Source organism: Bacteroides sp. 3_1_13 (genome assembly GCF_001185845.1).
Classification (GTDB): domain Bacteria; phylum Bacteroidota; class Bacteroidia; order Bacteroidales; family Bacteroidaceae; genus Bacteroides; species Bacteroides xylanisolvens.
Genome location: NZ_KQ236955.1, coordinates 3,155,534 through 3,182,036, shown reverse-complemented (window position 1 = coordinate 3,182,036; position 26,503 = coordinate 3,155,534). Strand labels below are relative to the sequence as shown.

Genomic DNA, 26,503 nt, shown 5'->3' with positions numbered 1-26,503 from the left:
CCTGCTCATCACATGCCAATGATGACGGATCGCCGCCATAGCTGCGGCGGTCATTTTTTCAAAACGAGGCTTCCTCCTTTTTTACCTTCAGGCTGTTTCCCCATTATATACCGGCTTTCCCAACCCGTGAACCAGTGGAAAGTCTGTGCCGTAACAAGTCGTCAGGGAAAGGTACGGGAGGCCCGTTCAAAACCGGCGGCAGCCCGGATCGTGCCGTTCCATGCCGGAGCTTCGACCTGTCGAAACAACACGGTATTCCACAGCCCGACCGGTCTTTATGCCGCTGGTTTCGGACTTTCCGCCTCTGTTCCGTATCTTTCCCTTGTGACCTGCCACGTCAAGGGCAAACGGCGATACTTCTTATCCGCCCCGCGCTTTCATTCCGCTCGGTCGAAATTCAGGCGTGGGACGGATAAGGAGAATCCCTTTCATGTTTGCCCCGGCAGACCATTGCCTGACCCGCCCAAGCCGCACTCTTTTCTACTTCATTTTCTCCTGCATTTATATCCGGCAAGGCCGTACCCCCTTTTACCGTCATACTTTCCGGACCGTTCCCGTCTCTTCTCTGCCGTTGCCGTCCGATTTTCCAACTGCAAAGGTCGGCTGCCGCGCTTGATCCGGCGGCTTGAAGTGCATTCCCTGCAAATTCTTCCTTTCTGCGAAAGAGTAATTGGCCGGGAAAACCGCTGTATGAAGCCCTGCCGGCAGTCGTGTACCGCATCTGTAAAATCCCGGAACGGTTCAAGCAGAGAAAAGAACCGAAAAAAGGGTAAAAAACAGATGTTTCACATAAAAGACAAGAGATGGACAAGAAAAACTGTAAAACAGGCAAACGCACAAAACGGCAGGTTGAAAAAATCCTGATGGTTATCGACGTCAAACGGGAAATCATAGATATTCTTCAGATAACCAATCGGCGTTTTATGTATAACCCGCAAACAGGCACTTTGATTTTAGGAGATGAAATGTACGGCAAAAGTATTTGCAGCTCCCATTCGCAAGAGTTCTACGCCTCAAAAGCAGAAGGACGCTTCGATGATTATTTGCGTGGGTGGATAGGTGTCTCGAAGAGCTATCCCCACGGTATTGTTCATTTTGCCCCCGCTGTCAGCATGGAACAGTTCGACTGTGGATTTGACGCGTTGCAAATGTTCGCCAGACTTGAGGGTGTAAACGGAGCTACTATCGTTCGGGGATTTTGCACTATGCCGGAACAGAGGATGGGGGATTTGCTGCCTTCCTCTCTTTGAGATACCGGCCCGGTCAAAATAGGCTATAAACGGGAATCGTGCCTATGGCAACACCATTGGCGGAGGGCACGATATCCGTTTATAAATACCGCAACTCCGTTGGCGGCTTCCTTTTATACCTCTCTCTTTCCCTCTGCTCTTATACTTTGGCGAAGCCCTCTTCCCTTTATATCAGTTATAGATATAACCTCTACGGTCTCCTCTCTGCCATCGCCGTCCGGTTTTTCAGATGCAAAGGTCGGCTGCCGCGCTTGATCCGGCGGCTTGAAGTGCATTTCTTGCAAATTCTTCCTTCTACGAAGAGTAATTGGCAAGAAAAGCCGTCGCATAAAGCTCTACCGGCAGCCATGTACCGCATCTATAAAATCCCGGAACGGTTCAGGCAGAGAAAGGAACCGAAAGAAGGGAAAAAATAAACAGTTAGGTAACGGCAGGACCAACCACCTTGCCACAAACAATTTTCTATTATGTTACATGTTCACACTATCGGACGCATCGGCAAAGATTGCCAGGTTATTTCAGGAGTACACGGCTCATTCATGGCTATGGACATAGCCGTTGACGATTATTCAAGAGGACAAAACACTACCACTTGGATAAGGGTACGTAGCAACAAGGACAACCATATCCATTTGTCCGAATATCTGACGAAAGGAAGACTCATACTCGTTGACGGTACGCTGTCATCTTCCCTGTGGAAAGACAAGAATGGCGAGAGCCAAATACAGCTCTCCATCACGGCAGAAAGCATTGCCTTTATCAATACCGGAAAACGCGAGGGTGCGGCAGCCGGAGCGGACAACGATGTAAACGGTGCAGACAGCGCACCCGTTCCTCCCGCCGATTTCCCGCAGGACGAAAAGGAGGATTTGCCCTTCTGATAAGATAACAACTATCTGAAAATAAGCAGATACTAAATATAGTATTTACTAATCATAGTAAAATAGGAAATTAGTAAACCTATTCTTGTTAAAATTAGTAGATACTATATTTTTGTTTTTTAGTTTCGTCCTTTCTTAAGAGTTCATACATCTCAAACATTTTTTCTATCCTTACAGAGTTTTTCAGAAAATGTTAGCCCATTATTTAATAGATTTGTCTTTCTTGCAGTTTATTTAATATTGGTTTTAGCACAATAGACTTAAAATCCACTCCTAACTTTAAGAAAATCACGGTATATAAGGTCCTGTTTCATGAAATTTCACTACCTTTGTGCCGGATTGAGGAAACTCTTTCCAAGACATATTAGAAAAGAAAGAAGCGTTATGCTTATCTCGAAGTCGGGAACGTAGGAAATTCAAGACTATTCAGAGAGAAAAGCGTAATTGGTTTCTCACGCTATAGCGTGGGCTGCTATTACCATACTCTGAATAAAGGTTATTCCTACGACCTCCGACTTAGAACGTGGCATTTGCAGTTCCACGCTTCGTGGTTTAATCAAGCAGACTCTACGGGACTGCAAGAGTCTTAATTTATGATGAACAGATATAGCCAGCAAAGTATTTGTATGCTGAAGAATATGTTCGTTAGCAGAAACATTGTTAAATGGGTTTTGTTTCTAATCCTTAATTTTTCCCTATGTACGCAATCTTTTGCAGATCATTATCGAGTGACCGCTCCCAACGGTCTTAATGTACGAGCTTCAGCCAATAAAAACGGAAAACTATTAGGACAATTGTCTAAGGATAACGTGATTGATGTTGTATCTATAGAAAACGGATGGGCTAATATCAATTATAATGGCTGGCAGGGTTATGTCAGCGCATCGTATCTGGAAGCCGTAACAGAAACAGACGAAGCGGGTACTTCCACCAAAGAAGAGTCATGGGACTTAACCTCTTGGTTGTTTGATTCCGAAGGAGAATCGGCTTGGTTCACAGCGATAAAGTGGATACTGTTTTTAGGCATAGCCATCTACATTATCAAGATTGTGTTACAATTCTTCGCATTGATGCTGGTTGTAGGTTTGATTGTTGGAGCGATTGGATTGGCAGTAGGTTTTATTCTTGATTGGCTGGGTTGGATAGACTCTGGTACCATGTGGGATATGGCCCAATGGGGATTCAGTATAGGCAACGGGATAGGTCTTATTATGGGTATTCTCGGTTTTAAAGACTTGCATAAGGGAGCGACGGAGTCTTGGAGCGGTTCATCATCAAGCAGTTCAAGTGGTTTGAAAACAGCAAGTTTTACTGATTCTGGAACATTATATCATCTTACACAAGATTCTCCCTATAGCGAGTGTGATTATACCGACCAATTTGGCGGCAAATGGGGACGCGACAGTTCCGGATTTTATCGCAAATAAATGAATAATGTAACGTATTGATAATTAAACAATAAAACTGTATGAAAAAACAAATTATTTTGAGCAGTTTACTATCCGCACTGCTGATTGGCAATTGTTTGGATACACAGGCTGCAAATGAGGCAAGAACTATCAATGATTTGCCTTCGATGGCAAAAGTTTCCCAGAACAAGAGAGAGGTGTCTCCGGAATTTCCCGGTGGTATCACCGCATTGGTACAATTTTTATCAAAGAATCTAAAGTATCCGACAGTTTGCAAGGAACAGAAAATACAAGGCAAAGTGTTGGTGAAATTTACAGTCAAGAGCGATGGCTCTATCTCAAATATTCGTGTTACCAAGTCTGTAGATCCTTATTTGGATAAGGAAGCTGTCCGCGTAGTGAAGTCCATGCCTCGTTGGATTCCCGGTACACAGGATGGCAAACCGGTAAATGTGGAATACACTCTGCCTATCACGTTTAAACTCTGATGAATCTAAAAACTATAAAACGATATACGTATGAAGCGATTATCTATTTTACTATGCCTCATTGTCTTAGGGGTATTTTTCATGAGTCATGCGACTTTTGCGCAAACAAGTTTTTCCATTCCTCCCAAGAGTTATCCGGTAAATGTGCCGTTCAAATGCGATGCCGGAGTGGATCGTTATTGGCATGTTACCAGCGTTACTTGTACGGGACGCGCCAATGGCGGCTATAAATTTCAGATAAAGGGAGTGGCACAGAAGACAAGCCGCAGTTTGCCCATAGACTTGTTCTACCTGATGCCGGGCAATCGGATAAAAACAGCGGGCACTTATTATTTCCCACGTATCGAGGAGGGAAAAACATTCAGTTTCGAAGTGGTATCGGCATTCTCCGGGTACGCTCCTTCCAAGTTTAACGGTTTTCTTATCTCCAGTGAAGTGTTGCAAAGAATATTACAACAGGAACTGGAAGAGCAAAAAGAAACAGACAAAGATACTCCCGAAAGAAGATTTGGTATGCCAACCACTCCGAAGGAAGATAGACGAGAACCGGCACAATCCAAGGTAAGCCCCAATAAGGTGTACAAAGGCAGCGAGGTGGATAAGGAGCCGGAATACCCCGGTGGAAACCAAGCATTGCTGGCGGATATTGCCCGAAGCATACGTTATCCCATGATCTGCAAACAGCAGAAGATTCAGGGCGACGTGCTTGTTTCCTTTATAGTGGAGAAAGACGGTTCGGTATCTGATGTTACGGCTGTGAAAAAGGTTCATGCCAATCTCAATACCGAAGCCGTAAGAGTGGTCAAGTCCTTAAAGGAATGGACACCCGGAATCAAAGACGGACAGCCTGTACGGGTACAGTCTGCCGTATATGTCACTTTTAGTCTTTAATTTTAACCATATAAAGCAACAGCATAATGAAAAAATTGATATGCCTAAGTTTGATAAGCCTTGTTTGTGGCTTCTTGAGTGTACACGCGTCTATACAAGCAGATGACACAAAACCCTTTGTGGGCAAATGGGAATATTGGAAAGGCAACAGCCAGATTCAGTTGGAAATAGACCTGTACAACACACCGACAGATGGCAGTTACGGTGCTTACAATGTGTTTGAAGGAGGCTATGGGCTTGCCTATAGTATTGTAGACGTCTATCACATTGATAATACAGAGGCTTCGGTTGCCGTAGAAAGCAGTATGGGAAAACAAAAAGCGGAGTTCAAGTACAATCCCACCACGAAGGAACTGTCCTTCTTGCCACCCGGTTCAGAGCCGGTAGTGTTTAAGCAGAAAGATAAATGTAACTATGTATTCATCAGTGGAGGAGATAAAATCAATGTCCGTTCCACCCCTGTATCGGGTAGTCCTTTAATGAAAGCCAACCGTGGACAAAGTTTCAGATTCTTGGGGAAAGAAAAGGGATGGTTCAAGGTAGAGCTTTCTGCCCAAGACAAACGTATCGGATATATTTCTCCGGAGTATGCTTTTTACTTGAAAGATAATACCATCCCAGAATCAGCCTTTACAAAAAGTTATGCCAACGGCTTAATATCTTTCACACTGGAAAAGAAAGGAGAACAAGTTTTTATGGTCAAAACGACCATGTATCCTCCACAAGGTGAAAGCATTCCTATGTCAAGCGTGGAGTCGTATGCCGGAAAAATAGAGGGTAACGCACTGGTCTTTACCTATTTTAGTGGAATGCCCACGCAGGACATCAATGAAATGTCGAAAGTAGAGCCTTATGTGGTGTATTACTGGAAAGAGTCGGGAATGTTTATCATGGAGGGCGAGAATTATGCAGCAGATATGTAAAAAGAGCAGCATCATGAAAAGAATGGTTTACCTTGTCGCTTGCCTGCCTTTTTGGCTGACATCGTGTGAAGAGAAAGTCACCGCCTTGCATTTCAACGAGGCGGAACAGGTATTTGAAATCGGAAAAGAGAGTGAACTGCGTTTCCTGAACGAAACGTTCGAAATCAAGGATAAAAACATGGAAGCACAAACGCTGCTCACCGATGCAGGCAGGGAGATTCCAGCAGATGAAGTGCGGATTAAACTGGTGAAGGACATCGAAATCAGCGGTGAATGGACACCGATTAAATTCCCGGTTAGGGAGTTCGACGGCAACGGACATACCATTACCTTCGACGGAATACGGGTGGTCATTGAAGAGAGTTCCAAAGGAGTATTTGATGTCGGTCTGTTTGAAGAAATGGGTGGTGAAAAAGAAGCTGTGGTCAAGGATCTGACATTGGCAGGTGACATGACCATCGACGCTCAAAAGAGAGAAGACGGTTATAGCCTGCTTGCCGGTTCTCTGGCGGGAAAGTTCAAGAATGGGTGTATCAAGAATTGTACCAGCAAGGTGGATATCTCATTCGCTGACAATAAGGGTATCTGTACACTCTGTCTGGGTGGACTTGTCGGAGACCTGGATAGCTACGGCTCCGAAGTGGAAGTGGCTTTGCGTGGCAAGGTAATCAATGAGGGCAACCTCACCGTTAATCCGTGCAGTGATGCCTACATAGGTGGAGTCATCGGGAGGGCCACCAATTATGGTAAAATCTTTATCAAAGAGAATGTCTGCGTCGAGAATAAAGGCGATTTGACCGTGCAGTGGAAGGCCGATGCCCAACCTGATCATAGCTACATCGGTGGTGTTGTCGGACTTTTCAAAACCAATGAAACTGATATAGAGCATCTCCATAATTGGGGAAACATCCGCTTGGACACACAGAATACATCTGCTACATTTAATATCGGAGGGGTATGTGGCGAACTGACACCTCACAACTACGAACGAATCTATCCGTTGGATCTGTACAATGCAGGCAACATCGAAATCAAGCATGACCTGCTGGCTGAATTTTCCGCCATCGGAGGAGTAATCGGCAGTTTCGGAGGTTCCTCTTTCCATCAGGTGGTGAATGAAGGCAAAATCATTGTGTCGGGAAAAGGATGCAAATACATCTCCGGATTGCTGGGTTCGGAAAGTTCGATACACGGGAACTGTTATCTGTATTCGTGCTGTGTAGATAAGGTCGGAGCTTATCCCGTCTGGAATATCTCTTATCATCCTGTCACCAAGCAGGTCCCCTGCAAGGAAAATCATCCAACAAATCAAAAATAACGGAACATGAAAGCATTACAGACCATACAAGCTGTCGGTCTTTCTTGCTTGCTGTCGATAGGAGCAGCAAGCTGTGGCAGTGAAGAAAGCAACCAGCCTTATACACCGCTTCAGGTGTATTTTGATCCGGTAAGAGTGGATATGAATGCGGAACATCTGATGCCTTATTTCGTAAACTATCCTACGGATTGGGCAAAGATGGGATTGCGCAACTATCCGAAGCTGGTCACCTACGAATACCACAATGCACAATGGGGTGTGACAAGCACCTCGCAATACGAGTTCTTGCCTAACGGCCGTTTGTCCGAACAGCGGCGCACTTCTTTCAATGTGGGTGCAACCGGATTTGATGTCATTTCGTATGAATATAACGGCAATTCCAATCTGACCCAAATCAAATCGGTAGATGACGGACGTTACAAACGCCGGAAAAAAGATGACGGCTTCACATACGACAGTGCAGGTCGGTTGATACGTCGCGACAAGAACGGGCGGGGACATTATGACACAACCACTTTTCTGTATGCCTATCACGGTAATGGGGTATTGCAATCCATCCTGCCCGAAAAAAAGAATGGCACGGTCAATGAATCGGGCGTGACGCTTCATGAGATGCAGTTTGACTCGCTCGCTCACTTGAAGTCTTTTGAAACACCGAAGACCACGAACATGTTCTTGAAAGACATCGACAGTTACAAGACAGGACAATCGGTGACAACCTATGTCTATACAGGCCATCTGTGCACACAAGCCGTAGAGAAGATTCCCGTTGAATTTGACGGGGGGAACGAAACACTGACTTGTACCAGCAGCTTTGCGTATAACTCACACGGAGACTTGGCTACTTGGACGTATAGCGGAGGTGTATATAAAAGTAAAGGCAACAACTGGCGGGTGGATGACATGACGTTTACCGTCTCCTACGATTATGTATATGATGAAAAAGGAAACTGGACACAAGCTACCGTTACATTCCCGGCTAACATCGATGAGATACCTGCATTGCGTACCTACTATAAGGCTTTCAGAGACGGATTTACATCGAATCGGGATCGTTCTTCTGCTGTCAAAGCGGGTGAGGCTCCCAGCCTGACAGTTGTCCGCAGCATTGATTACTGGGACGATGAAACGATTGCTTCCATGAAAGCTGCAAAAGAAAACGGTCAACCTGCCCTAATGGGTAGTTTACGCTACAAAGGAACGGATATTTATGGGTTGTCCGGTAAAGTCAAGTCGGTAAACGGCAATGAGGAATCACTCAAATTTGACCAGGCGGGCAATCTGATTGCCATGCAGAACAAGTTCGGAGACGAAGCGGCCTATCAATATGCCACAGCTACTTCCTATAAAGTGGAGGGATGGGGAGATTATGTGGTGAACATCGAATCAAAAGATGGTATGCGGACGGATATTTGTCCAGATGCTGATACCAACACGGAACTTGACCAGACCTATATGTTTGATAAGCGCAATCGTATCATCAGTCATCAGTTTACTTCGCACATGGCATACGTCACTTGGAAATACAGCTATGAAGGTGACAGCAAATACCCGGCCACGATGATACAGGAGCACCCGGAAGAAGGTAACACCACTTATCGCTATACCTATACCAAGTTCGACAAGCACAAGAATTGGATAGAGCGGAAGGTAAGCTACACCACCGAATACGATAAGTATGATGACAATGGGAACTATGTCGGCGATGAATATACTGCTCCAGAAGAATATACAGAGAAACGAACCATCGAGTATTGGTAAATTTGTAAAATATCTATTGATTTACTTTCTGACCCTTTCTCATTTGAAATTTGCTGATAAATAAACCAAGCCTTATTAGACAAGAGAATCTATTGCTACAATAATTGCTATGGATTCTCTTGTTTTTTTGTACTCATCTGTAAAGTGTACTCGAAGGATTTTTTCTGAAGAATACACTTAATTCTTGCATTTAAAAAGTACTGTAGTACAGAGCAAATCTGCCTTACTGTATAGCATATACTATATTTAGTATAATAGTAAATACTATAATACTAATATACTAAAATGATATATTGTAGTAAATTAGTATATACTAAATTTAGTAATTACTAAAAATAGTATTATCTTTGTATTGAATTTAAAGGCAATATGTTATGACAAAAATAATTGCGGTTCTAAACCATAAAGGCGGGGTCGGAAAGACGACCACCACCATCAATCTGGCTGCGGCCTTGCAGCAAAAGAAAAAGCGCGTGCTGGCTATCGACATGGATGGTCAGGCAAATCTCACGGAATCCTTCGGCCTCTCCATTGAGGAGGAACAGACCGTGTACGGGGCGATGAAAGGCAAATACCCCTTGCCGTTAGTTGAAACGGCAGGAGGTGTTACCGTCGTACCGTCTTGTCTCGATCTCTCGGCTGCCGAGGCCGAACTCATCAACGAGCCGGGACGGGAACTGATATTGAGCGGGCTGATAGCCAAATCGCTCGATCACCGGAAATTCGATTATATCCTTATCGACTGTCCGCCCTCGCTGGGATTGCTGACACTGAACGCCCTTACTGCGGCAGACTACCTGATTATCCCGGTACAGGCACAGTTCCTCGCTATGCGCGGCATGGCCAAGATCATGAACGTGATTACCACCGTCCAGGAACGCTTGAACCCGAAACTCGCCATTGGCGGTATCGTCATTACGCAGTTTGACAAACGTAAGACGCTGAACAAGAGCGTGGCCGAACTCGTCAAGGATTCATTCTGCGACAAGGTGTTCAAGACCGTTATACGGGACAATGTATCTTTGGCCGAAGCGCCTATAAAGGGCAAGAACATCTTCGAGTATAGCAAGAACAGCAACGGAGCTAAGGACTACATGGCTCTGGCACAAGAGGTACTGAAATTAAAATAACCCGATATGAGCAAGAGCGATTTACTGAAAGACAGCATGAAGGGCGGACTGGACGGGTTGCTGTCGCCCACGAAAAAATCTACCGGCGGGAAGCAGCCGGTAGCAGCCCCCACGGAAAAAGAAACGGCGGTCCATTGCAACTTTATCATCAACAAGAGCATCCATAACCGCATGAAATTCCTCGCCATCAAGAAGAACATGTCGCTGAAAGACATCGTGAACGAGGCGATGAAAGAGTACCTGGAAAAGAACGAACAGTAAAAAGATCATGGCTGCAGCGTCTCCCCACCAAGGAGACGGCAGCCATGCGTCCTTTTCTACCCGCCCGCTGTTTCCATAGGGCGCATTCCTCCTTTATAGTCTTACCGCCTATTCTTTTTTACCTGCCTGCAAGCGCAGGCATGCTGCCCGTTTTATTCCCTTTCTAACCCTAACAGGCATATTCCTTTTCTACCGATTCCTTTACCGCTTTCCCGGTCTCATTCTCTGCCGTCACCGTTGTGTTTTATCAGATGCAAAGGTCTGCTGTCGCGCTTGATACGGCGGCTTGAAGTGCATTTCCTGCAAATTCTTCCTTTCTGCGAAAGAGTAATTGGCAGGAAAAGCCGTCGTATGAAGCTGTACCGACAGCCGTGTACCGCATCCGTAAAACCTCAAGCGGTTCAGGCAGAGAAAGGAACCGAAAAGAGGGAAAGAAAAAAACAACTTAAAATTGACAGCGATATGGATAAAATCAAATTGGTAGTTTACAACGAGTACGCACTGGGTTATATCATGCCCGAACAACCCGACAAAGTTTGCACGTTGGCAGACAGGGTAACGCTTGGCGCACCGTCTCGGACAATGCTCGAACCCTATTTCATCGGGAAAAACGATACCGTCAGACTGGCAAGCAGGAAAGACTTCGACACGTTCCGGCTATCGTTCGAGGGGTACGACAATCCGCAGATGTACGAGTATGACACCGATAAAAACGGCATTAATTAATCAAACAATCAATTAATAACAATTTAAAATTTATGAATTATGGAAACAGCAAACATTCAATCTGTAGCAGAGAAAAACATCGTATCGGTAGCACTGGCAAACATTCAGCCGAGCAGTTATAACCCACGCAAGTACTTTGACGAGGTGAGCCTTGCCGAACTGGCCGAGAGCATTCGTCAGCAGGGAGTATTGCAACCTATCGGAGTGCGCCCCATTGATGAAAGCGGAAAGTTTGAGATTGTTTTCGGAGAACGCAGGTATCGTGCTTCCCTTTTGGCAGGATTGGAAGAAATTTCGGCTATCTTGCTGAACGTTTCGGACGAGACCGCCGCCGAAATGGCCGTAACGGAGAACCTGCAACGCAAGGACGTTACCCCCATAGAAGAAGCCAACGCTTACCAAAAACTTATAGAGAGTGGTCGCTATGATGTGCAGTCGTTGGCCGTGCAGTTCGGCAAGAACGAGAACTATATCCGTACCCGTTTGAAATTCGTCTCACTGATACCCGAAATAGCCGAACTTCTGGAAAAGGACGAAATCACAATCAGCGTGGCGAGCGAAATTTGCCGGTACGGTACGGATATTCAGAAAGAGGTGTACGACAAGCATTTGAAAGCCGATTCTTACAACAGTTGGCGAGGACTGAAAGCCGCCGAGGTAGCAAAGTTTATCGAACAGGATTTCACGACAGACCTTAGCCGTTACGCATTCGATAAGACCCTGTGCGCCTCATGCCCCCACAATACCAACAACATGATGTTGTTCTGCGAGGGTGGTTGCGGAAATTGCGCCAACCGGAGTTGTCTGGCCGAAATGAACGCCTCCTATCTCGTGGAGAAAGCCTTGCAGTTTGTGGAACAATACCCCTCCGTATCGTTGGGCTACCAAGATTTCAACAATAATGTGGTTGCAGTGGAACGCCTTACCGCTATGGGGTACGAGGTTGAGCATTTAAATACCTATGCCACGGCATACCCCGAAACGCCCGTAGCTCCCGAAAAGGAAGAATACGACACTATCGAGGAATACGAACAGGCATACAAGGAGTACGAGCAGGATTTCAGCAACTATATGGAAAAATGCAGGTCAATCCATGAACGAATCGACACGGGCGAACTTACGTTTTATATCTGCATCGGGCAGAAAGAAATTACACTGCGCTATAAGGCAAGTGCCACCGTCAATGCAAACGAAGCAACCGAAAAAACGCTCTCCCCGATGGAGAAACTGGAGAAGCAGGACGAGCGTAACAAGGAAATAGCCCGTGAGAAAACGGTAGAAGATACCAAGAAACAGATTTTGGATGTCGATATGTCCGAAAGCAAATTCACGCAGGACGAAGAAAAGATGATATATTTCTTCCTGCTGTCGTCTCTCCGCAAGGAACACTTCGAGATATTCGGTATCGAAGAGAAAGAAGTCTATCAACATCTTACGGACGAAGAAAAGATGGACATCATCGCCAACCTCACAGCCAAGCAGAAAGCCGTTATCCGTAGGGATTTCTTGATAGAGAGCTTCAAAGGCGCATACGGTAGTAACGCTGCCGCCACCCTCTTGCTCGATTTTGCCCGTAAGCACATGCCCGACACGCTCGCCGGAATTGAAAGTGAATACAATGAGGTGTATGAGAAACGCCATAAACGTATCGAGGAACGCAAAGCCGTGCTGTTGGTAAAGGAACAGCAGGAGAAGCAGACAGAAGCCGCCGAGACCGAAGAAACACAAGTCACGGCAGAAGCGCAACCCGAAGCACTGCCACAGCCTGAAGAAACGGCAGCTTGACCATAATTCAGAAGCAGGGCGGAGAAATCCGTTCTGCTGATTTGCATATTACCTACAAAAGGAGGTAACGATAACTGTGAGGACTGCATACGTGACATCGGTACGGCAATGCCCGAAGCCGGGCTGTGCCATGCAGTGCAGCCCGGCTGTCTTTTTTAGCACCTGCCACCGGCAGATCTCCCTTTTTACCCCTTCGTTTTCCTTTTGTATGGAAATCCCTTCGCCGACGGCTCTGCCCGTCGGGACATGCTTTTTCCGGTGCAAAGGTATTGCCTTGGAGGAACATTCAAGTACCGCTACGCTATTTGAACACAATTTTTCAGCAGCTTTCCCGATTTTCAATCGTCCATATTTCGCGGACGCTCAATACCGCAACTATAAAATTCTGTCCAAATTCCTTGCCTGTTTCTCCCTGAAAGGCAATCTTTGATGCACGTAAAAATCAAATCCCGACGGGAGAAGCCTGAAGGCTTCCGAAAGAAGGGAAAAAATAAAAACGATGTTTAATCAATTAATAGCGAAAAAAGTTTATGGAAATTCAATTTACAATCGTTCGTTCGGAAAACAAAGAGTATTTGTGTTACAAAGCAGGTGAAGCGTATGTAGATGCCAGTAACCCTATGATAGCCTTTGCCACAGGCGAAGATGAATTTGAAATCGTAGAGCCGGACAGTTCTTTCAGGCAGAAAGAATACGAGTTCAGAGGCGAACAGTATTACCTCGTACCAGAGTTTTACCGCAATGGTTGGTTAGCTCTCACCTTGGTAATGGTGGAAGATGAAGACGAATATATCGTGCTTTCCGTTAATTTGGAGGAAATGGACGCACTCGGTCTGCCGGACCGTACATTTATCGACGTCAATCATTACCCCGAAGCAATGGAGTTCTTGGTGAAAAACGGACTGGCAACCGATTCCGAGTATAAGCGCAGGAGCGGCTTCGTGGAATACCCTATGGCTATGTTGAACCTGCCGCTTCTTTATCAGCATAACCCGCAAATTTTTCAAAAAGCGAACATCGAGCCATTCGGAGAAGAATGTTTTTGAAAAAGGATTGTTCCACGAATAGAAAAGCATCGGGTTCCGAAATTTGAATGTACAAAATGGCGTACCGATAACACAGTCGGTGCGCTATCTCCTTTGTCTTTATCGCCCGTTTTCGTCCTTTTATAGTCAGCCTCCCAAATACCCCCCCCCACCACCCGTTTCCTCTTATAACTGCATTCTTTCCCTTTTATAGCGGCACGAGCCGCCTGTTTCTCCCGTCCGGCTTTCCCGTCCCTCACCGCACGGGTTTTATCCGATGCGAAAGTCGAACATCGCGCTTGATTCGCCGGCTTGAAGTGCACTTCTTGCAAATTCTTCCTTCCCAAGCGAAGCGTAATTGGCAAGAAGAGCCGTCGTATGAAGCTGTACCGATGACCGTGTACTGCATCAGTAAAACCCCGAAGCGGTTCCGAAGGAAAGGGATCGAAAAAAGGGAAATAAATAATCAATAACTTACAAGACAATGGGAAAATACGATTTTATCAAGACCGGGAATCTGCTTTACTGGCATGACCCGGACAACGGTTTGTCCGACGGGGCTTACCGAGTGATTTCTGCACCGGAAAACATGGAAGACGACAGCATTATTCTGATTTCATCCGGTACTTCGGAAGCGGAGGTTTTGCCTTCGGAATTATTGCCGATAAGCACGGGCAGAAGTCACAAAGAGGATTTTTTGCGCTGGAAAGCGGAACGTGAAGCCGAAGGCATGGAGTTTTACAATCGCCTTTCCGAAGTCATGGAAACGGAGGACGATTTGGCCGTAGGCGACATGGTAGCATTTACAAACGATTATGGAGTAGTATTCGGCCCCAAAGAGGTGTTGGCTTTCAGGAAGCCTTGGAACGGTGGCAGATGCGTGTATCTTGACAGCGACGCCTATTGGTTTCCCGACCGTCCCGACCAGTTGACCCTCCTAAGCAAGAAAGGGGCGGAATGACAATGACAAACCCACCTGCCACAAAAGCGGGTGGGTTCATTTTCCCTGCATGAAATCTCATGTTCTATTTTAATCGGCCCGTCCGGTTGTCGCTCACGCATTCCACTCGTGCGGTGATTTCCTTTTCTATCGTCTTTATCCATTCCTCTCCGACACCGGCCTCCCGGCCGTATTCCGGGTAACGCGAGACGATACCTATGGCCTTTTCTATGAACGGCTCTGCGGCCTTTATACCGTACCGGCGGGCTACTTCCATCAAATCCTCTGCTGCAATGCCCTCCGTTTTGTTGTTGACCGTCATGCTGTGGCGGTTTACATAATACGGCGCGTCCGGATCGACCGAGAACGTGTAGTCGTAGGCTGGAGCAACGTGCCAACCCCCGTCATTGCCCATCAGGAAGCTGAAATTCTTGTTATGGTCATCGACGTTCCCGCCCAGCACGTTCAGCACCATCGAGCGGAACAGTTGCCGGAGTTCCCCCGGCGGCACGCCGATACGGCAAGCTACCTCGAACAGTGCTTCGTAAGAATCCGCCGAGGGGTTCATGGCAGCCAATGTCTGGATATGCACCTTCTTGCCGTTCCGGCGGTCGAAACGCTCGGTCAGGAAGTGCGCTGTCTGCTCGCCTTCCAGCAGGCGGCTTGGCATCATCTGAAGCCCGGCATCCACGGCCATCAGGTAATAGCTGTATTCTATCCGTGTCGTCGGCATCTTCTGGTGTTCGTCGAACTTGACGATCATCGGCGTGTAGCCCGGATAAGGGGTCGCCACCTGTCCGGAGTAACATTGTCCCTCCTCGAAATTGACGTTGACCACCGCCTTGGGTCGTCGCCCTCCTGCGGACGTGCCCACCTTGAACAGGCTTTCGACCATCAGGTTGCCCGATACCGGGACGTTGAACCGTCCGGCTTCTTCGAAAGCCTGCCGGGCCAGTTGGTAGAGGTCGGCGATTTTGACCTTGAACGGTGTCTCCAGTTCCTCGGCAGTGGGCGGGACGAATTCCAATGCCCCCATGCCACGCCGTCCGATATAGGCAAGACGGTCGAGGGCGGACAAGTCCCTCATACGGATATGATGCACTTTGGCCCATTCGTTGAATACGGTGTTTCCCCAATGGTCGGGCAGTGAATCGGCTATGAACGACGGCAGGCCGCCGAAAAGCCGCTCTTCATCGGGATAGACCGGCAGGCCGCGCTGTGCGGCAACCCCTTTTACCGGCGCACGGAGCGGGGCGATGTCATAGCCGTCGCGGACATAATCGCTGTCGAAGTAGAAACAGGCTTTGCTGCGGTGTCCTTCCCGATTGGCGACAAGCGTGCCGACCTTTTTATCCCATAGGATTACATCGAGACTTTCTATCATTTCTTACCCCTCCTTACTCGTTTAGGTATCAGTTTCTCGATTTCCCGAAGCGCCATCGGCGGCATGGGAAGTTCCGGCAGAATCTCTGCGAGCCGCTCTTCCTGACCGAGCGCACGCAGCAGGGAGATGAAATTGGCCAAGGTCAGGTTACGGCTGACCCCTTGTTCAAAATGGCTGATTGTCGTCTGGCTCACGCCCGACTGTTCGGCCAGTTCCTTTTGGCTCATGCGGGCTGCCAGACGGTACTCCTTGACCCGCGACGCCAGAAGTGTCAGCATATCACTGTTTGTGGTATAGTTCGTTGCTTCCATAATATCAATATATCACTATTTATATACAAATATACGAACAATTATCCATATATAGATATATAATTTCTCTTTTTTAGCTTCCAGTCGTCCTTTTCTATTGCTTTCAGGTTTCCGTATTCTCTTCCGTCTGGCTTTCCTGTCCGTCACCGCATCGGTTTTTATCGGTGCAAATATGGGCTGTCGCGCCTGATTCCGTCGTTTTGAATTGCATTTCTTGCAAATTCTTCCTTCTGCGAAGCGTAATTGGCAAGAAAAAACGTCGGAAAGGGCTTTTTCGCCAGCCCCGGAAAGCACCATAAAACCCGAAGCGGCTCCGGTAACAAGGAAGCCGAGCAGAGGGAAAGAAAAACAAACGTTAAAAATTCAACAAATGAAGACATTAGAAGAATTATTGCAAGAACTGGGGTGTGAAGGTAACGCATTCGACAGCACCGGAGAATTTACAAAAGCGGGAGAAAAGGCGTATGACCGCTTGGAGCATTTGCTGTATGACATAGAAAGTCTTACAGGAAAAGAGGTGACACCCATAATTAGGGAACTTGACAGAATATGCAACGAGAACTATTAAAATTCAAGAATATGGACATTAAAGAAAGCAAAGAGTACCGCCTCGCCAAAGATTGGGAAATGGCGGTAAACAGTTTCAGTTTCAACCCCGAATGGTTCGCAGCGGCAATCCCCGACATGCACCCCACGCTTCAGCAAAGCCTCTACCGCCTGATTAAGGCGTGTATCAAGGTCATGGCGGACGACAACCGGCGTTATGACGAACGGAACCAAGCCTCGCACGAGGAAGCGAAGCGCATCATGGAATACCTCAATGAACACGGACGTAATATACCATTAAGATAAGGAGGATAATATGAGAACAAATGAAATTCAATTTGGCGGCAAGAGCTATGTATGCCGTATTGTGGAAGCCAACGATGGCGAAGAATTGCTGATTGCCCCGACCACCCTGCTGGATGCCCTGCAGCCCTGCAGTTTCGATGACGAAAACGAAGGTTTCGCCAGCAAAGAAGCTGAAAGTATCTACGACGAGGTTTTCTACTTCACCGACGAGAAAAGCATTCAGCTTCCCGAAAACGAACTGATTGCCGAACTCAAAGAGAGTAACCCCGACTGGTTCGAGTAAAAATCTTGGAACGATAATTTATAAACTTAGAGTTATGGAAAAAGAATATGTAATGCAGGTTGCACAGATCATTAAGGAACAGTTAGTAACATTAACCCCCATGACCGTCCTCATGTCGTGGAGTATCGAAGAATTTGCCGCCACCCTGTACAGGGAGTTGCCGGCACTCCGCATCAAGGTAAATGGACGACTGCACGCGGGATATGTCATCGTCGTGCTCAATGGCTCGGATTATTACGAGGTTTATCTTGTGAAGGGAATGGACGTGGAATGTGTGAACAGCGAGGTTTGTTTCGACGAACTGGGCGGTGTCATCGACCGGGCTATCGAAAGCGGTACGGACAAAGCCGAGTACGATAAATTCTGCGAACAGGAGCGACAGAATTTATATGTAACTGTTGTCACTGTCTGATTCCTCTTTTTGGGGGATGAAAGCCGTGCCTTGTCGGAAAACGAACAGGGTACGGCTTTTCTGTGCATGATACGATGGAAATGGATAAAAATCTGCCGTTCGTAAATGATTTCGGTCGTTCGTAAAACGGATTGTCTGTGGCTGCCTGTTCCCCTTATATTTGCGGTGCAGGTTCACAAAATAATAACGGGCGGAATCCGAAAAGCCCTTCAAAGAGTAGGAAATTAATCATATTTACATTATGACACATGAAATTAATATCAATGGAACGACAGATAAAAAGGCTGTGAGAATAGCATATGGCTATATTCAAAGAGACTATGGCTGTACTAATCTTAGTTTATCACCGAATCAATCAGGAGGATTAACGATGTCCGTCGATTCTAATTCGGCAAGAGAAGATATTGTAAATGCACTAAATGAACATTTGCCCAGCGGAGCTTATGCCGGTTGACAACAGTCCCTTATTTTCGTGATCTTCTATTTTATGTGACACAAAATTTGTCGTTCGTAAGCGATTTCGGTCGTTCGTAAAACAAACTTCACACTGGGATAGAGGTACTGTACTTTTATGATGTGAACCTGCAAACAGTTTTATATGAATTAAGTACATATCGATTTTTATTGATGTGTACTTAATTTGTATTTAAGAGAAATAGCTGTAAATACCCTGTATCTCCCACATTTTTTATACCTTTGCACTCTATTTTATACCGAAATTACATTTATGGAAATGATGATTGAGGATTTGAAACAACTACGCGAAAGCGAAGACCATATAGAATTTAAGGAAGCAAAGCGGAATTACCCGTTTGCAGGTGGAAAGCATGTTGATCCGAAAGAAAGGCGGCGGTGTGTGTTGGGGTATATTGTCGCTTTGGCGAATGAAAAAGGCGGGCGGCTGGTATTGGGTATGGCGGATAAAATGCCTCATACGGTTGTCGGCTCGGATTTTGCCCAAGACAAAGTGGGAGAACTCACGGATGAAATTTACGAAAGGTTGGGAATAAGGATAGAAGCGACCGAGCTTTACGAGGACGGTAAGCGTGTGCTTGTCCTCTCCGTACCCTCCCGGCCGATAGGCAGACTATTGAGGTTTGAGGGCGTACCTCTCATGCGTACCGGAGAAAGCCTGCGTGAAATGTCCGATGCCGAAATATTCAGGATATTGTCGGAACAGGAACCGGATTTCTCGGCCAAGATATGCGAGGGGCTTACCATAGGGGATCTGGATAAGGAAGCCATTGCGGAAATGAAGAGCCAGTATGCCCGTAAACAGGAAAATCCACTTTTCCGGACTTACCCCGACGAACAGGTGTTGTCGGATTTGGATTTGTTGAAAGACGGAAAGTTGAACTATGCGGCGCTTATCCTGCTCGGAAAGCCCGAAGCCATACGGAAATACCTGCCGCAGAACAACATTGTCGTGGAGTTCAGGATGTATCACTCGATGATACAATACACCGCACGCAAGGAATTTCAGCTGCCACTGTTTATAGCCATTGACAAGGTTTGGGATTACATTAACCAACCGGCAAGCAATCCGCTTCTGCATTACAATGACGGCCCATATATATTTGACATACCTTCATTCAACAAGGAGGCTATCAGGGAAGCAATCTTGAATGCCTGCTGCCACCGTTCGATGTTGATTCAGAGCGATGTGGTCATCAAGCAATATCCCGACAGCATAACCATTACCAATGCCGGTGGTTTCCCTTCAGGTGTGGATATAAATAACATCTTGACGGTAAACAGCGTTCCGCGTAGTAAACTGATGAGTGAGATATTGCAGAAGACAGGATTGGTGGAGCGTTCCGGCCAAGGGGTTGACAAGATGTTCTACAACTGTATCATGGAGGGAAAGGCACTGCCGGATTATTCGGGAACAGACCCCTATCAGGTAAGTCTCACGTTCAAGGCTCCCGTACTGGATAAGGATTTTGTCGTTTTCATCAGGAACGAGCAGAGCAAAAGGACACCTGCTGAACAACTGAATGTCTTTGAATTGCTGACTTTGTATAAAATCGCAATGAGGGATTACGAGGGACTTGAAGGGAATATCTTGAGAAAATTATCTGAAGAAGGTCTTGTAATAGACGAAAATGGAGCTTACCGCTTGTCGGAAGAGTACCGGAATGAAGCGGCTGAAAAACTGAAAGGATTGAATATGAACCATCTTAAGTCGGTATCGGATTGTTTCCGTAAAAATGGTTTTATCAACCGGGCTGCCCTCAAGGAAATATTCGCAGATATATTGTCCGAAAAACAGGTTCGGGCATTTATCTCCAAAATGGAAGATGCTGGTATTATACAAAAAGAGGGGGCTGGTAAATATACCCGTTATATAAAAACACCTGATTTCCCTTCTTTCGTGTAGGGCCGCAAGAAACCGATTTTGGGCCGCAAGATTATAACACATTGTTTATCAATGATTTTTTTAGGGACCGCAAGAAGCTGGTTTTGGACCACAGGATTTTCTACAATAGATAGGGAGCAAGAAACGCCTGCAATGGACACGAAATCATTGCAGGCGTTTTTTTTACTTTCCCTCATATCGGAATCCTATTTAGCCCCTCGTTTGTTCAGAACGTCCTTTATCATTTCTTTTACCTCCATTCCCACATTCACGAAATTCCGGTAAAGAATGCGTTCCCGTTCCTCCCTCGACTTGAACGTGTAGAACTTTGGTAACGGTACATACGCCGCTTCCTCCTTCTTGATTTCCTTCATGTCGAAATCCGTCTTGCAGAAGAACTTCGAGGTTTTGAACTCTTCCGCTTCCTGCACGTTCATCGAGCCGCCCATACCGGTTTTCGTCTTGATGAAATCTCGTGCTGTCTGTCCGCATATCCAGCCTGTCGGCATATCCGAGATTTTCGAAGCGGGCACGAGACTGTCCATATTCTCGTTCAGGTTGAAAGAGGTTTTGTCCCGGTCTATCGTAACGCCTTTCTTGATTTGCACCACCTTGCCGAAAATGTCGCCGGACAACCATTCCAGTGTCTCCTTGGCACGGGCTGAACCGCTCACCACATTGCCCACCGTCGTGATGATTTTTTGCATACCTACCTTTCCGTAATCCGCTTCAAGCTGCGGCAGCTCTTGGAAGCCGAGCGTCACGCTTACCTTGTTGCTTCGTGCCGTACCGATCAGGCGGTCTATCTTGTGGAAATACAGTGTCGGCAGCTCATCGACGATGATGCTCACGGGAATGTTCTTGCCCTGCCCAGTATTTACGCGGGTAACGAGACGGTTCAATATCAAGGCGTTCAAAGCGCCGATAATGCTTTCCATTTCCGGGTCATTCGCTATCAACAGGTAGCTCGGATGTTTCGGGTCGCTCACTTTCAGGTCGAAGTCGTCCCCGTCACGATGGAATATCCAGTAGCTCTCTTTGGTCGCCAAGCGCGAGGTATAGACACGTAACGTGCCTATCATACCCTCCAGCTGCTCCATTGCCTTGTTCTTGAAAGCCGTCTGGAACGGGCCGAGTAATGGTGCTACCTCGTTATCCGTTTCCAGTACCTCGAAGATGGTCTGGTAGCTCTCGTTTAGGAACGAAAGGATGTGCGGCATGTCCGAATACTTGCCTAACCAGTAGGCCGGATTCACGATCTCTCCGCCCTCTTTGTCCCGCACCACGCCTGTCGGTTTCCAGAACTTCGTTTCGGGGTCTTGCCGTTTCTCGGCGTACAACTTGTTCCCTTTGGCATCGTAAGGTTCGCGTTCATAGTTCACGAAAAAATAGATACAGGCAGCGAGGAAGTTCACAGCCGATGTCTGGAAGAATTGGTCGCTGCCGCCGCCTCCCTCTTTCTTGCCCTTTTGCAGGCTCTCCAACAGCGTCTCTGCCGTTTCGCTCGCCGCGGCGAGGTTGTTGATGTACTTCGCTTGGATAGGGTTTACTCGGCGACTGTATTCCACGTCCACGAAGTTAATCATGTTGAACTTGCACCCTTTAGGCACTTTGCCGAGCTTCTGATTCTTCTTGTAGTGGTAATAAAGTTTCGTGGCCAGCGTCGGGAACTTGTAGTCATAGACCACCATTGCGAATCCCTTGGCCGAATGTTGTCGGATAAACGGCTCGATAATGCTGAATGTCTTACCCGATCCCGGTGTTCCGACGACCCATGTTCCACGGAAACAGTTGGTTATATTGGTCCAGCCTTTGCGGAATTTGCCTTTGTAATAGTACCGCATGGGAATGTTCACGCTGTACGGGGTCTCTATCAGTTCCTCGCACTGCTCGAAGCTCTCGTTCTCGAAATTGAAACGGTCTTTCATCAGACCGTCCTTGGTGAACTTTGGTATGTTGTCCAGTGCAATGTGTACCAGTATCACACCCGCAAGGGAAGTCGCCATATAGAAAATGATGTTCAGCGGCAGGGTGTATAGTCGTATTTCCATCGGGTGGTTGAACAGCCATACCGACAGGGCGAGCAGCGACAGACCGCCTACAAGCGGGTACACGACCTGAGTGCGTGCATTGCACTCTAAATGCTTGTTATTCCGTGTTCCGAGACAGGTGATGCAGATAAGCAGTATCGTGGCTAACTTGCTGTACACGAGATTCCCGTCGTTGTATATCATCCATTGCTTAATACGTCCGTGAATATTGCAAAGGATGCCGTCCCAGTGGTCCAAGGTCGCCGGGTCGATGGCATATTCGAAGAACTCCATGAGGACGGAAACATACACCACCGCACGGAATATCTGGTAAAATCCCTGTAATTCCTTGCTCTCTTCCATTGCTATGTCAATTCTTTTTAATGCCCCAGAGGACATGGATATGAGGCCATTGTATACGGTTATCAGCAGTAAGCTGGCAGACATGGGAAACTGCATATAGAGGTTTAAGCCTTAAAGCGTCATATATTGCAGAAGCCCGTACTTCCGCTGTAAACTTCTCAAGGAAAATCCGGACAGCATCGTCAGAGCCACAAGTCATGAAATCAATGAAACCTTCAATCAATTCTTTATTGACATAGTAGAGCTGCCCTTGGAAAATATCATGGTAATGGCTGATACGACCGTTCCATTCCGTCCGGATTTCTTCCCTGCGGTTCTTTGCGGAAGGAAACCTCTCGTAGCAGTCTATTCCATCATCGAGGAATATGTAATTACCGGAAACGTCCTCTTGCTTAGGACATTTGCATCTCAACAGATACCCGAAAAATCCTTTGTCCGGATGTACTATATCCACATATTGTGGTGCATTGAAATCTTTAATTCCGTTCATAATCATAAATTCAGTTGTTGATGGTTATAATGGGACGCACTTTATGCGCCTGCGTCTTGGGCGTTTCCTGCATGGCTCCGCTGGCTGTCGAGTAGAGCCATGCTTTGACCGTCTGCTGTCCTTCCACCTCCGTCGATGTCCAGTACCAGCACTCGTTGGCCTCAGTCGGAAGCGGGTCTCCGCCGCATTTCTCGATGACCGGATTGATGATGCCACGTGCCGCGTACAGCAGACGCATCTGCGCCACTGAGGGCACATAGGCGCTCTGCCCGTATTTCCACAGGGCAAAAACGGATTCGGCCATCGGAGAAGTCGTTTCGTCCGTCCCGTGCAGTGCATTCGTGTTCGCATTCCCGTCGTATGCCGTGATGTCTGCCGACGTACCCTGCTCGACGCCGAGGCTGTCGGCGAAAGCCTTCGGTGCCATGTCCCACAGATAAACGGCATACCCGTTGCCTTCCGTTTCTCCGTCGGAATAGGTATGGAAGACGACGGCAATCGCCTGTTTCCCGGAATTTTCGTACTCGCTGTACGGCACGGCCTTGCCGTCCACACAGAGGACGTGCCCGGGACGTACTGCCGTGTCGGGTACTTCGATATGTGCGTCACAGGCGGCCAACACCCCGGACATAAAGACAGCCTGCAAAATCGGGCAAGCCTTTCTGATAATGTTCTGTTTCATATTTCCCTTATTTTATAGGTAGTTTAATACCAAGGGCGACCCCTGTACGCAGCACATCGGCCCCCTTTATCATCACGTCTCCCTTGACTTGCCAGTATAGCGTCCAGCCCGCCCGCAACACATAGTTGTGCTCGTAGCCGAAATGCAGCCCGACAAGGAACTTCCTCGTATCGCTTCCGCCCGAAGCCCCGATACGGAGGCTTCCGTAATGGTTGCGTCCCTTCGTGACGCAGGGTTTGTAAGCCACGCCGAAGCCGTAGGTACGGTAATTCTGCCAGAAAGATTTCGGGCATACATGCTTGCAGGATTCGCACTCTGCCCATTGCAGGTAGCCGTTGGCAAAGAACTCCCACGCATGGCGGTAGTTCATCTCGTGTTCGTAGGCCAGCGTCACGTCCAGCCCGTTCTTGTACAGCAGCCCCGCACTGAGCGAAAGGCGGCCGCTGCCCCGTTGTGCATTCGCACCGACGGCGAGGCACATGCAGGCAATCGTCAGGATAATCGTCTTTCTCATTGTCATTCCTCCTCCAGCAATGCCGTGCTGAACGAATCGGCCGACAGCACGTCCTCATAGTCGATATTCAGGCTGATGGCACGCCCGCTGATTTGTTTCTCCGTCATCTCGATGGTCAGTACCTTGTCGTTCGGGAACGTCATTTTCTTAACCACGACCACATTCCGGTAGCCGTGCCGGAACGTCTTGCCTGCCTCCAGCACCAGTTCCGGGACCAGTTCGATGACTTGCGCATTAGTCGCTTTGGTCAGTTTCTTGTCCGCCAGCTTCACCCGTATCTCGTCAATGTCGAAACGTATGTTCGTCCGGTTCTCTATCGAGAAGTCGATGAAGAAATACTCTCCCACGGCGTAGATGTTGTTCAACCGCATGGTCATGCGGTGTGCCTTGGTGGCGACGTTGCGGATCTTCGCGGGCGAGTTCCAGATACGCCGGGCGAAGCGTGTCATCTCCACGGTGGACATCGAGACCGCCGGGTTGTGGTAGGCGTTTCGTTCCTGCAACTGGATTTCCTTGTCTGTTACCGCCTCCCGCACCCGTGTGGTGTAGAGCAGTGCATACTGTGTGCGGTAGCGTTCCGTTACGATGGTCACTATGGCCAGCACCTCGCCGTCCTCGTGTCCGCCCTCTTTCGGTTTCAGGCGGACGATGTTATCTATCGGTTGGTCGCCGACAACCTTATCGGTGGAGATGTCCACGAAGCGTACCGGTTCCGAGGCCGTGATGACCGTTGTTACCTGTTCATTTACCGTAAGTTGTTCCATCTCCTCGTAGGTTCGTTGTGCCTGTACATTCGGCATTCCCAGTAGCCCTGCCGCCAGAAGAAATGCCGTTACGATTCCTTTTTTGTCCATGTCATTGATTTATTGATTTGTTTTTCTTCCCTTATCTCTTTTTCCTCTTGTGCCTTGTTCCTGCATTCCAGTTCCTCCTGAATCCGCCGCTCGGTAATCTCGCAGTACGCCTGTTCGATTTCAAATCCGATGTAGTGCCGTCCCGTGCGGATAGCGGCCACGGCGGTTGTGCCTGACCCGATACAGTTGTCCAGTACAACATCGCCTTCGTCGGTGTAGGTCCGTATCAGGTACTCCATCAACGCCACGGGCTTTTGTGTCGGGTGGTAGAACGCACCTTTCTTGTGTTCCTTCGGCATGAAGATGACCGAGGTCGGATATTTGTCATCGGCTATGCGTACCGGTGAGAGTTTCATCGTTCCGTAACAACGGTTGGTAAATCCCTCCGTTTTACGCCTCCCGTGATTTCTCCGTTCCGAAGGACACGGTGTCATCTGCGGATGATAGACCGGCTGTTTTTTATAGAATACCAGAATATCCTCGTGCTGCCGGAGCGGCATACGTTTGGCATTGAGATGTCCCGTCACCCGATCTTTCTGCCACACGAGGTTGTACCGCCATAGCCGGGGTTGCGACAGCATGAGCCATGCGGAGAAAAGCCCCTGCCCGAACAGGATAATGGGGCTGTCCGGCTTGGTAATCCGCCGGTATTGCTCCCACAAGGCTGTTAACGGTATCTGGCGGTCCCAGTTCGCCGACGGATTGCTGCGATTTAACACCCCGTAAGGTAGGTCGGCGATTATGGCGTCCACGCTACCATCCGCTATCTGTTTCATGCCCTCCATGCAGTCCATAAGGTAAATGCGATCCGTCTCTATCATATTGCGTCTGTTTTCGGTTCTACAATTTGCCGGGCGCTCATCCAGGTACAGCGTTCCGTCCGGGTTTTCCGGATTTCACACTCCCAGAGGGTATTCTTCTCCACATGTTTGAAATTGACCGCACCGTCTCTCGGCCCGTAAAAACCGGTATGCTTTTGGAAGGCGAATAAGGCAATCCTCCGCCCGTCTTCTGCCTGAAAGTTGCATATCAGGGCGAATCGTACCCCTTTGTGCCACCATTCGGTACTTACGAGCTTCCCGACGAATGTTTCGGGCTTATCGGGAGCGATGTAGTCCTCGTAATAGAAGCCGTCCGTTCCCTTATGAAGTTTTGATATATCTGATTCCATTGTCACTGCC

The 26,503-nt window shown here is 47.7% G+C and carries 32 protein-coding genes; 21 read left to right on the top strand and 11 right to left on the bottom strand.

Translation table 11 applies throughout. The features are described 5' to 3' along the window. Window positions 1-397: 397 nt before the first annotated feature. Window positions 398-721: a hypothetical protein gene (locus tag HMPREF9009_RS25950; RefSeq protein WP_017140666.1), complete on the bottom strand. Its 324-nt coding sequence runs from the start codon at window positions 719-721 to the stop codon at window positions 398-400. Between the two features lie 82 nt (window positions 722-803). Between HMPREF9009_RS25950 and HMPREF9009_RS11755 the strand changes: the two genes are divergently transcribed. From HMPREF9009_RS11755 to HMPREF9009_RS11685, 14 genes are all read left to right on the top strand, one after another. Further along, window positions 804-1,250, top strand: coding sequence for a hypothetical protein (locus HMPREF9009_RS11755; RefSeq protein ID WP_004294415.1), 447 nt, complete (start codon window positions 804-806; stop codon window positions 1,248-1,250). Between the two features lie 44 nt (window positions 1,251-1,294). Continuing rightward, the gene (locus HMPREF9009_RS25945; RefSeq protein ID WP_007219658.1) at window positions 1,295-1,666 is read left to right on the top strand and encodes a hypothetical protein; all 372 of its coding nucleotides are present in this window, start codon (window positions 1,295-1,297) and stop codon (window positions 1,664-1,666) included. A gap of 51 nt (window positions 1,667-1,717) precedes the next feature. After that, window positions 1,718-2,131, top strand: a complete 414-nt coding sequence (locus HMPREF9009_RS11745; RefSeq protein WP_004294417.1) for a single-stranded DNA-binding protein — start codon at window positions 1,718-1,720, stop codon at window positions 2,129-2,131. Window positions 2,132-2,724: 593 nt separating this feature from the next. Then, window positions 2,725-3,558, top strand: coding sequence for an SH3 domain-containing protein (locus HMPREF9009_RS11740; RefSeq protein WP_004294418.1), 834 nt, complete (start codon window positions 2,725-2,727; stop codon window positions 3,556-3,558). Window positions 3,559-3,599: 41 nt separating this feature from the next. Beyond that, window positions 3,600-4,028, top strand: a complete 429-nt coding sequence (locus HMPREF9009_RS11735) for an energy transducer TonB (protein WP_004294419.1) — start codon at window positions 3,600-3,602, stop codon at window positions 4,026-4,028. Between the two features lie 30 nt (window positions 4,029-4,058). Then, on the top strand, window positions 4,059-4,919 hold the full coding sequence (locus HMPREF9009_RS11730) for an energy transducer TonB (RefSeq protein WP_004294420.1): 861 nt from the start codon (window positions 4,059-4,061) through the stop codon (window positions 4,917-4,919). 26 nt (window positions 4,920-4,945) lie between these two features. Continuing rightward, window positions 4,946-5,842, top strand: a complete 897-nt coding sequence (locus tag HMPREF9009_RS11725) for an SH3 domain-containing protein (protein ID WP_004294421.1) — start codon at window positions 4,946-4,948, stop codon at window positions 5,840-5,842. Between the two features lie 13 nt (window positions 5,843-5,855). Beyond that, entirely contained in the window at window positions 5,856-7,160 is a 1,305-nt protein-coding gene (locus tag HMPREF9009_RS11720; RefSeq protein WP_004294422.1) for a hypothetical protein, read from the top strand. A 6-nt stretch (window positions 7,161-7,166) separates the two neighbouring features. Further along, complete coding sequence (locus HMPREF9009_RS11715; RefSeq protein WP_004294423.1) at window positions 7,167-8,921, top strand: hypothetical protein; 1,755 nt, start codon at window positions 7,167-7,169, stop codon at window positions 8,919-8,921. Window positions 8,922-9,295: 374 nt separating this feature from the next. Next, window positions 9,296-10,051, top strand: a complete 756-nt coding sequence (locus HMPREF9009_RS11710; protein ID WP_004294424.1) for a ParA family protein — start codon at window positions 9,296-9,298, stop codon at window positions 10,049-10,051. A gap of 6 nt (window positions 10,052-10,057) precedes the next feature. Continuing rightward, on the top strand, window positions 10,058-10,312 hold the full coding sequence (locus tag HMPREF9009_RS11705) for a hypothetical protein (protein ID WP_004294425.1): 255 nt from the start codon (window positions 10,058-10,060) through the stop codon (window positions 10,310-10,312). A 462-nt stretch (window positions 10,313-10,774) separates the two neighbouring features. Beyond that, window positions 10,775-11,038 carry a hypothetical protein gene (locus tag HMPREF9009_RS11700; RefSeq protein WP_007219653.1) on the top strand — a complete coding sequence of 88 codons (264 nt, stop codon included), beginning with the start codon at window positions 10,775-10,777 and terminating at the stop codon, window positions 11,036-11,038. A 39-nt stretch (window positions 11,039-11,077) separates the two neighbouring features. Then, on the top strand, window positions 11,078-12,823 hold the full coding sequence (locus HMPREF9009_RS11695) for a ParB/RepB/Spo0J family partition protein (protein ID WP_004294427.1): 1,746 nt from the start codon (window positions 11,078-11,080) through the stop codon (window positions 12,821-12,823). 530 nt (window positions 12,824-13,353) lie between these two features. Next, window positions 13,354-13,869 (top strand): DUF4313 domain-containing protein, encoded by a 516-nt coding sequence (locus HMPREF9009_RS11685; protein ID WP_004294429.1) that lies wholly within the window; start codon window positions 13,354-13,356, stop codon window positions 13,867-13,869. Here the strand turns inward: HMPREF9009_RS11685 and HMPREF9009_RS26155 are convergent. Continuing rightward, entirely contained in the window at window positions 13,827-14,195 is a 369-nt protein-coding gene (locus HMPREF9009_RS26155; RefSeq protein WP_230589170.1) for a hypothetical protein, read from the bottom strand. The two genes, HMPREF9009_RS11685 and HMPREF9009_RS26155, sit on opposite strands and share 43 nt — an antisense overlap. Before the next feature lie 137 nt (window positions 14,196-14,332). Between HMPREF9009_RS26155 and HMPREF9009_RS11675 the strand changes: the two genes are divergently transcribed. Then, window positions 14,333-14,809: a hypothetical protein gene (locus HMPREF9009_RS11675; RefSeq protein ID WP_004294430.1), complete on the top strand. Its 477-nt coding sequence runs from the start codon at window positions 14,333-14,335 to the stop codon at window positions 14,807-14,809. 64 nt (window positions 14,810-14,873) lie between these two features. Here the strand turns inward: HMPREF9009_RS11675 and HMPREF9009_RS11670 are convergent, their stop codons facing one another. After that, window positions 14,874-16,172: a type II toxin-antitoxin system HipA family toxin gene (locus HMPREF9009_RS11670; RefSeq protein ID WP_004294431.1), complete on the bottom strand. Its 1,299-nt coding sequence runs from the start codon at window positions 16,170-16,172 to the stop codon at window positions 14,874-14,876. Then, window positions 16,169-16,483, bottom strand: coding sequence for a helix-turn-helix domain-containing protein (locus tag HMPREF9009_RS11665; protein WP_004294432.1), 315 nt, complete (start codon window positions 16,481-16,483; stop codon window positions 16,169-16,171). The genes HMPREF9009_RS11670 and HMPREF9009_RS11665 overlap by 4 nt, the downstream gene beginning before the upstream one ends. A gap of 370 nt (window positions 16,484-16,853) precedes the next feature. Between HMPREF9009_RS11665 and HMPREF9009_RS11660 the strand changes: the two genes are divergently transcribed. From HMPREF9009_RS11660 to HMPREF9009_RS11635, 6 genes are all read left to right on the top strand, one after another. After that, complete coding sequence (locus HMPREF9009_RS11660; RefSeq protein ID WP_004294434.1) at window positions 16,854-17,051, top strand: hypothetical protein; 198 nt, start codon at window positions 16,854-16,856, stop codon at window positions 17,049-17,051. Continuing rightward, window positions 17,033-17,335 (top strand): hypothetical protein, encoded by a 303-nt coding sequence (locus HMPREF9009_RS11655; protein ID WP_004294435.1) that lies wholly within the window; start codon window positions 17,033-17,035, stop codon window positions 17,333-17,335. Before HMPREF9009_RS11660 ends, HMPREF9009_RS11655 begins: the two co-directional genes overlap by 19 nt. A 10-nt stretch (window positions 17,336-17,345) precedes the next feature. Further along, window positions 17,346-17,618 (top strand): hypothetical protein, encoded by a 273-nt coding sequence (locus tag HMPREF9009_RS11650; RefSeq protein ID WP_004294436.1) that lies wholly within the window; start codon window positions 17,346-17,348, stop codon window positions 17,616-17,618. Window positions 17,619-17,652: 34 nt separating this feature from the next. Then, window positions 17,653-18,030, top strand: a complete 378-nt coding sequence (locus HMPREF9009_RS11645) for a hypothetical protein (RefSeq protein ID WP_004294437.1) — start codon at window positions 17,653-17,655, stop codon at window positions 18,028-18,030. 241 nt (window positions 18,031-18,271) lie between these two features. Next, entirely contained in the window at window positions 18,272-18,484 is a 213-nt protein-coding gene (locus HMPREF9009_RS11640) for a hypothetical protein (protein ID WP_004294438.1), read from the top strand. Between the two features lie 273 nt (window positions 18,485-18,757). Then, on the top strand, window positions 18,758-20,410 hold the full coding sequence (locus HMPREF9009_RS11635; RefSeq protein ID WP_004294439.1) for an ATP-binding protein: 1,653 nt from the start codon (window positions 18,758-18,760) through the stop codon (window positions 20,408-20,410). Between the two features lie 185 nt (window positions 20,411-20,595). Here HMPREF9009_RS11635 and HMPREF9009_RS11630 read toward each other — a convergent pair whose 3' ends face one another. The 7 genes from HMPREF9009_RS11630 to HMPREF9009_RS11600 are packed head-to-tail and all read right to left on the bottom strand — an operon-like array spanning window position 20,596 to window position 26,493. Further along, window positions 20,596-22,782 (bottom strand): type IV secretory system conjugative DNA transfer family protein, encoded by a 2,187-nt coding sequence (locus HMPREF9009_RS11630; protein WP_004294440.1) that lies wholly within the window; start codon window positions 22,780-22,782, stop codon window positions 20,596-20,598. A 7-nt stretch (window positions 22,783-22,789) separates the two neighbouring features. Then, window positions 22,790-23,278, bottom strand: coding sequence for a hypothetical protein (locus tag HMPREF9009_RS11625; RefSeq protein ID WP_004294441.1), 489 nt, complete (start codon window positions 23,276-23,278; stop codon window positions 22,790-22,792). 4 nt (window positions 23,279-23,282) lie between these two features. Continuing rightward, window positions 23,283-23,903, bottom strand: coding sequence for an Lcl C-terminal domain-containing protein (locus HMPREF9009_RS11620; RefSeq protein ID WP_017140658.1), 621 nt, complete (start codon window positions 23,901-23,903; stop codon window positions 23,283-23,285). Window positions 23,904-23,961: 58 nt separating this feature from the next. Further along, complete coding sequence (locus HMPREF9009_RS11615) at window positions 23,962-24,474, bottom strand: hypothetical protein (RefSeq protein ID WP_004294443.1); 513 nt, start codon at window positions 24,472-24,474, stop codon at window positions 23,962-23,964. Further along, window positions 24,471-25,322 carry a conjugative transposon protein TraN gene (gene traN, locus HMPREF9009_RS11610; RefSeq protein ID WP_004294444.1) on the bottom strand — a complete coding sequence of 284 codons (852 nt, stop codon included), beginning with the start codon at window positions 25,320-25,322 and terminating at the stop codon, window positions 24,471-24,473. Before traN ends, HMPREF9009_RS11615 begins: the two co-directional genes overlap by 4 nt. Further along, window positions 25,301-26,143 (bottom strand): DNA-methyltransferase, encoded by an 843-nt coding sequence (locus HMPREF9009_RS11605; RefSeq protein WP_004294445.1) that lies wholly within the window; start codon window positions 26,141-26,143, stop codon window positions 25,301-25,303. The genes traN and HMPREF9009_RS11605 overlap by 22 nt, the downstream gene beginning before the upstream one ends. Then, window positions 26,140-26,493: a hypothetical protein gene (locus HMPREF9009_RS11600; RefSeq protein ID WP_004294446.1), complete on the bottom strand. Its 354-nt coding sequence runs from the start codon at window positions 26,491-26,493 to the stop codon at window positions 26,140-26,142. Before HMPREF9009_RS11600 ends, HMPREF9009_RS11605 begins: the two co-directional genes overlap by 4 nt. Window positions 26,494-26,503: the final 10 nt, after the last annotated feature.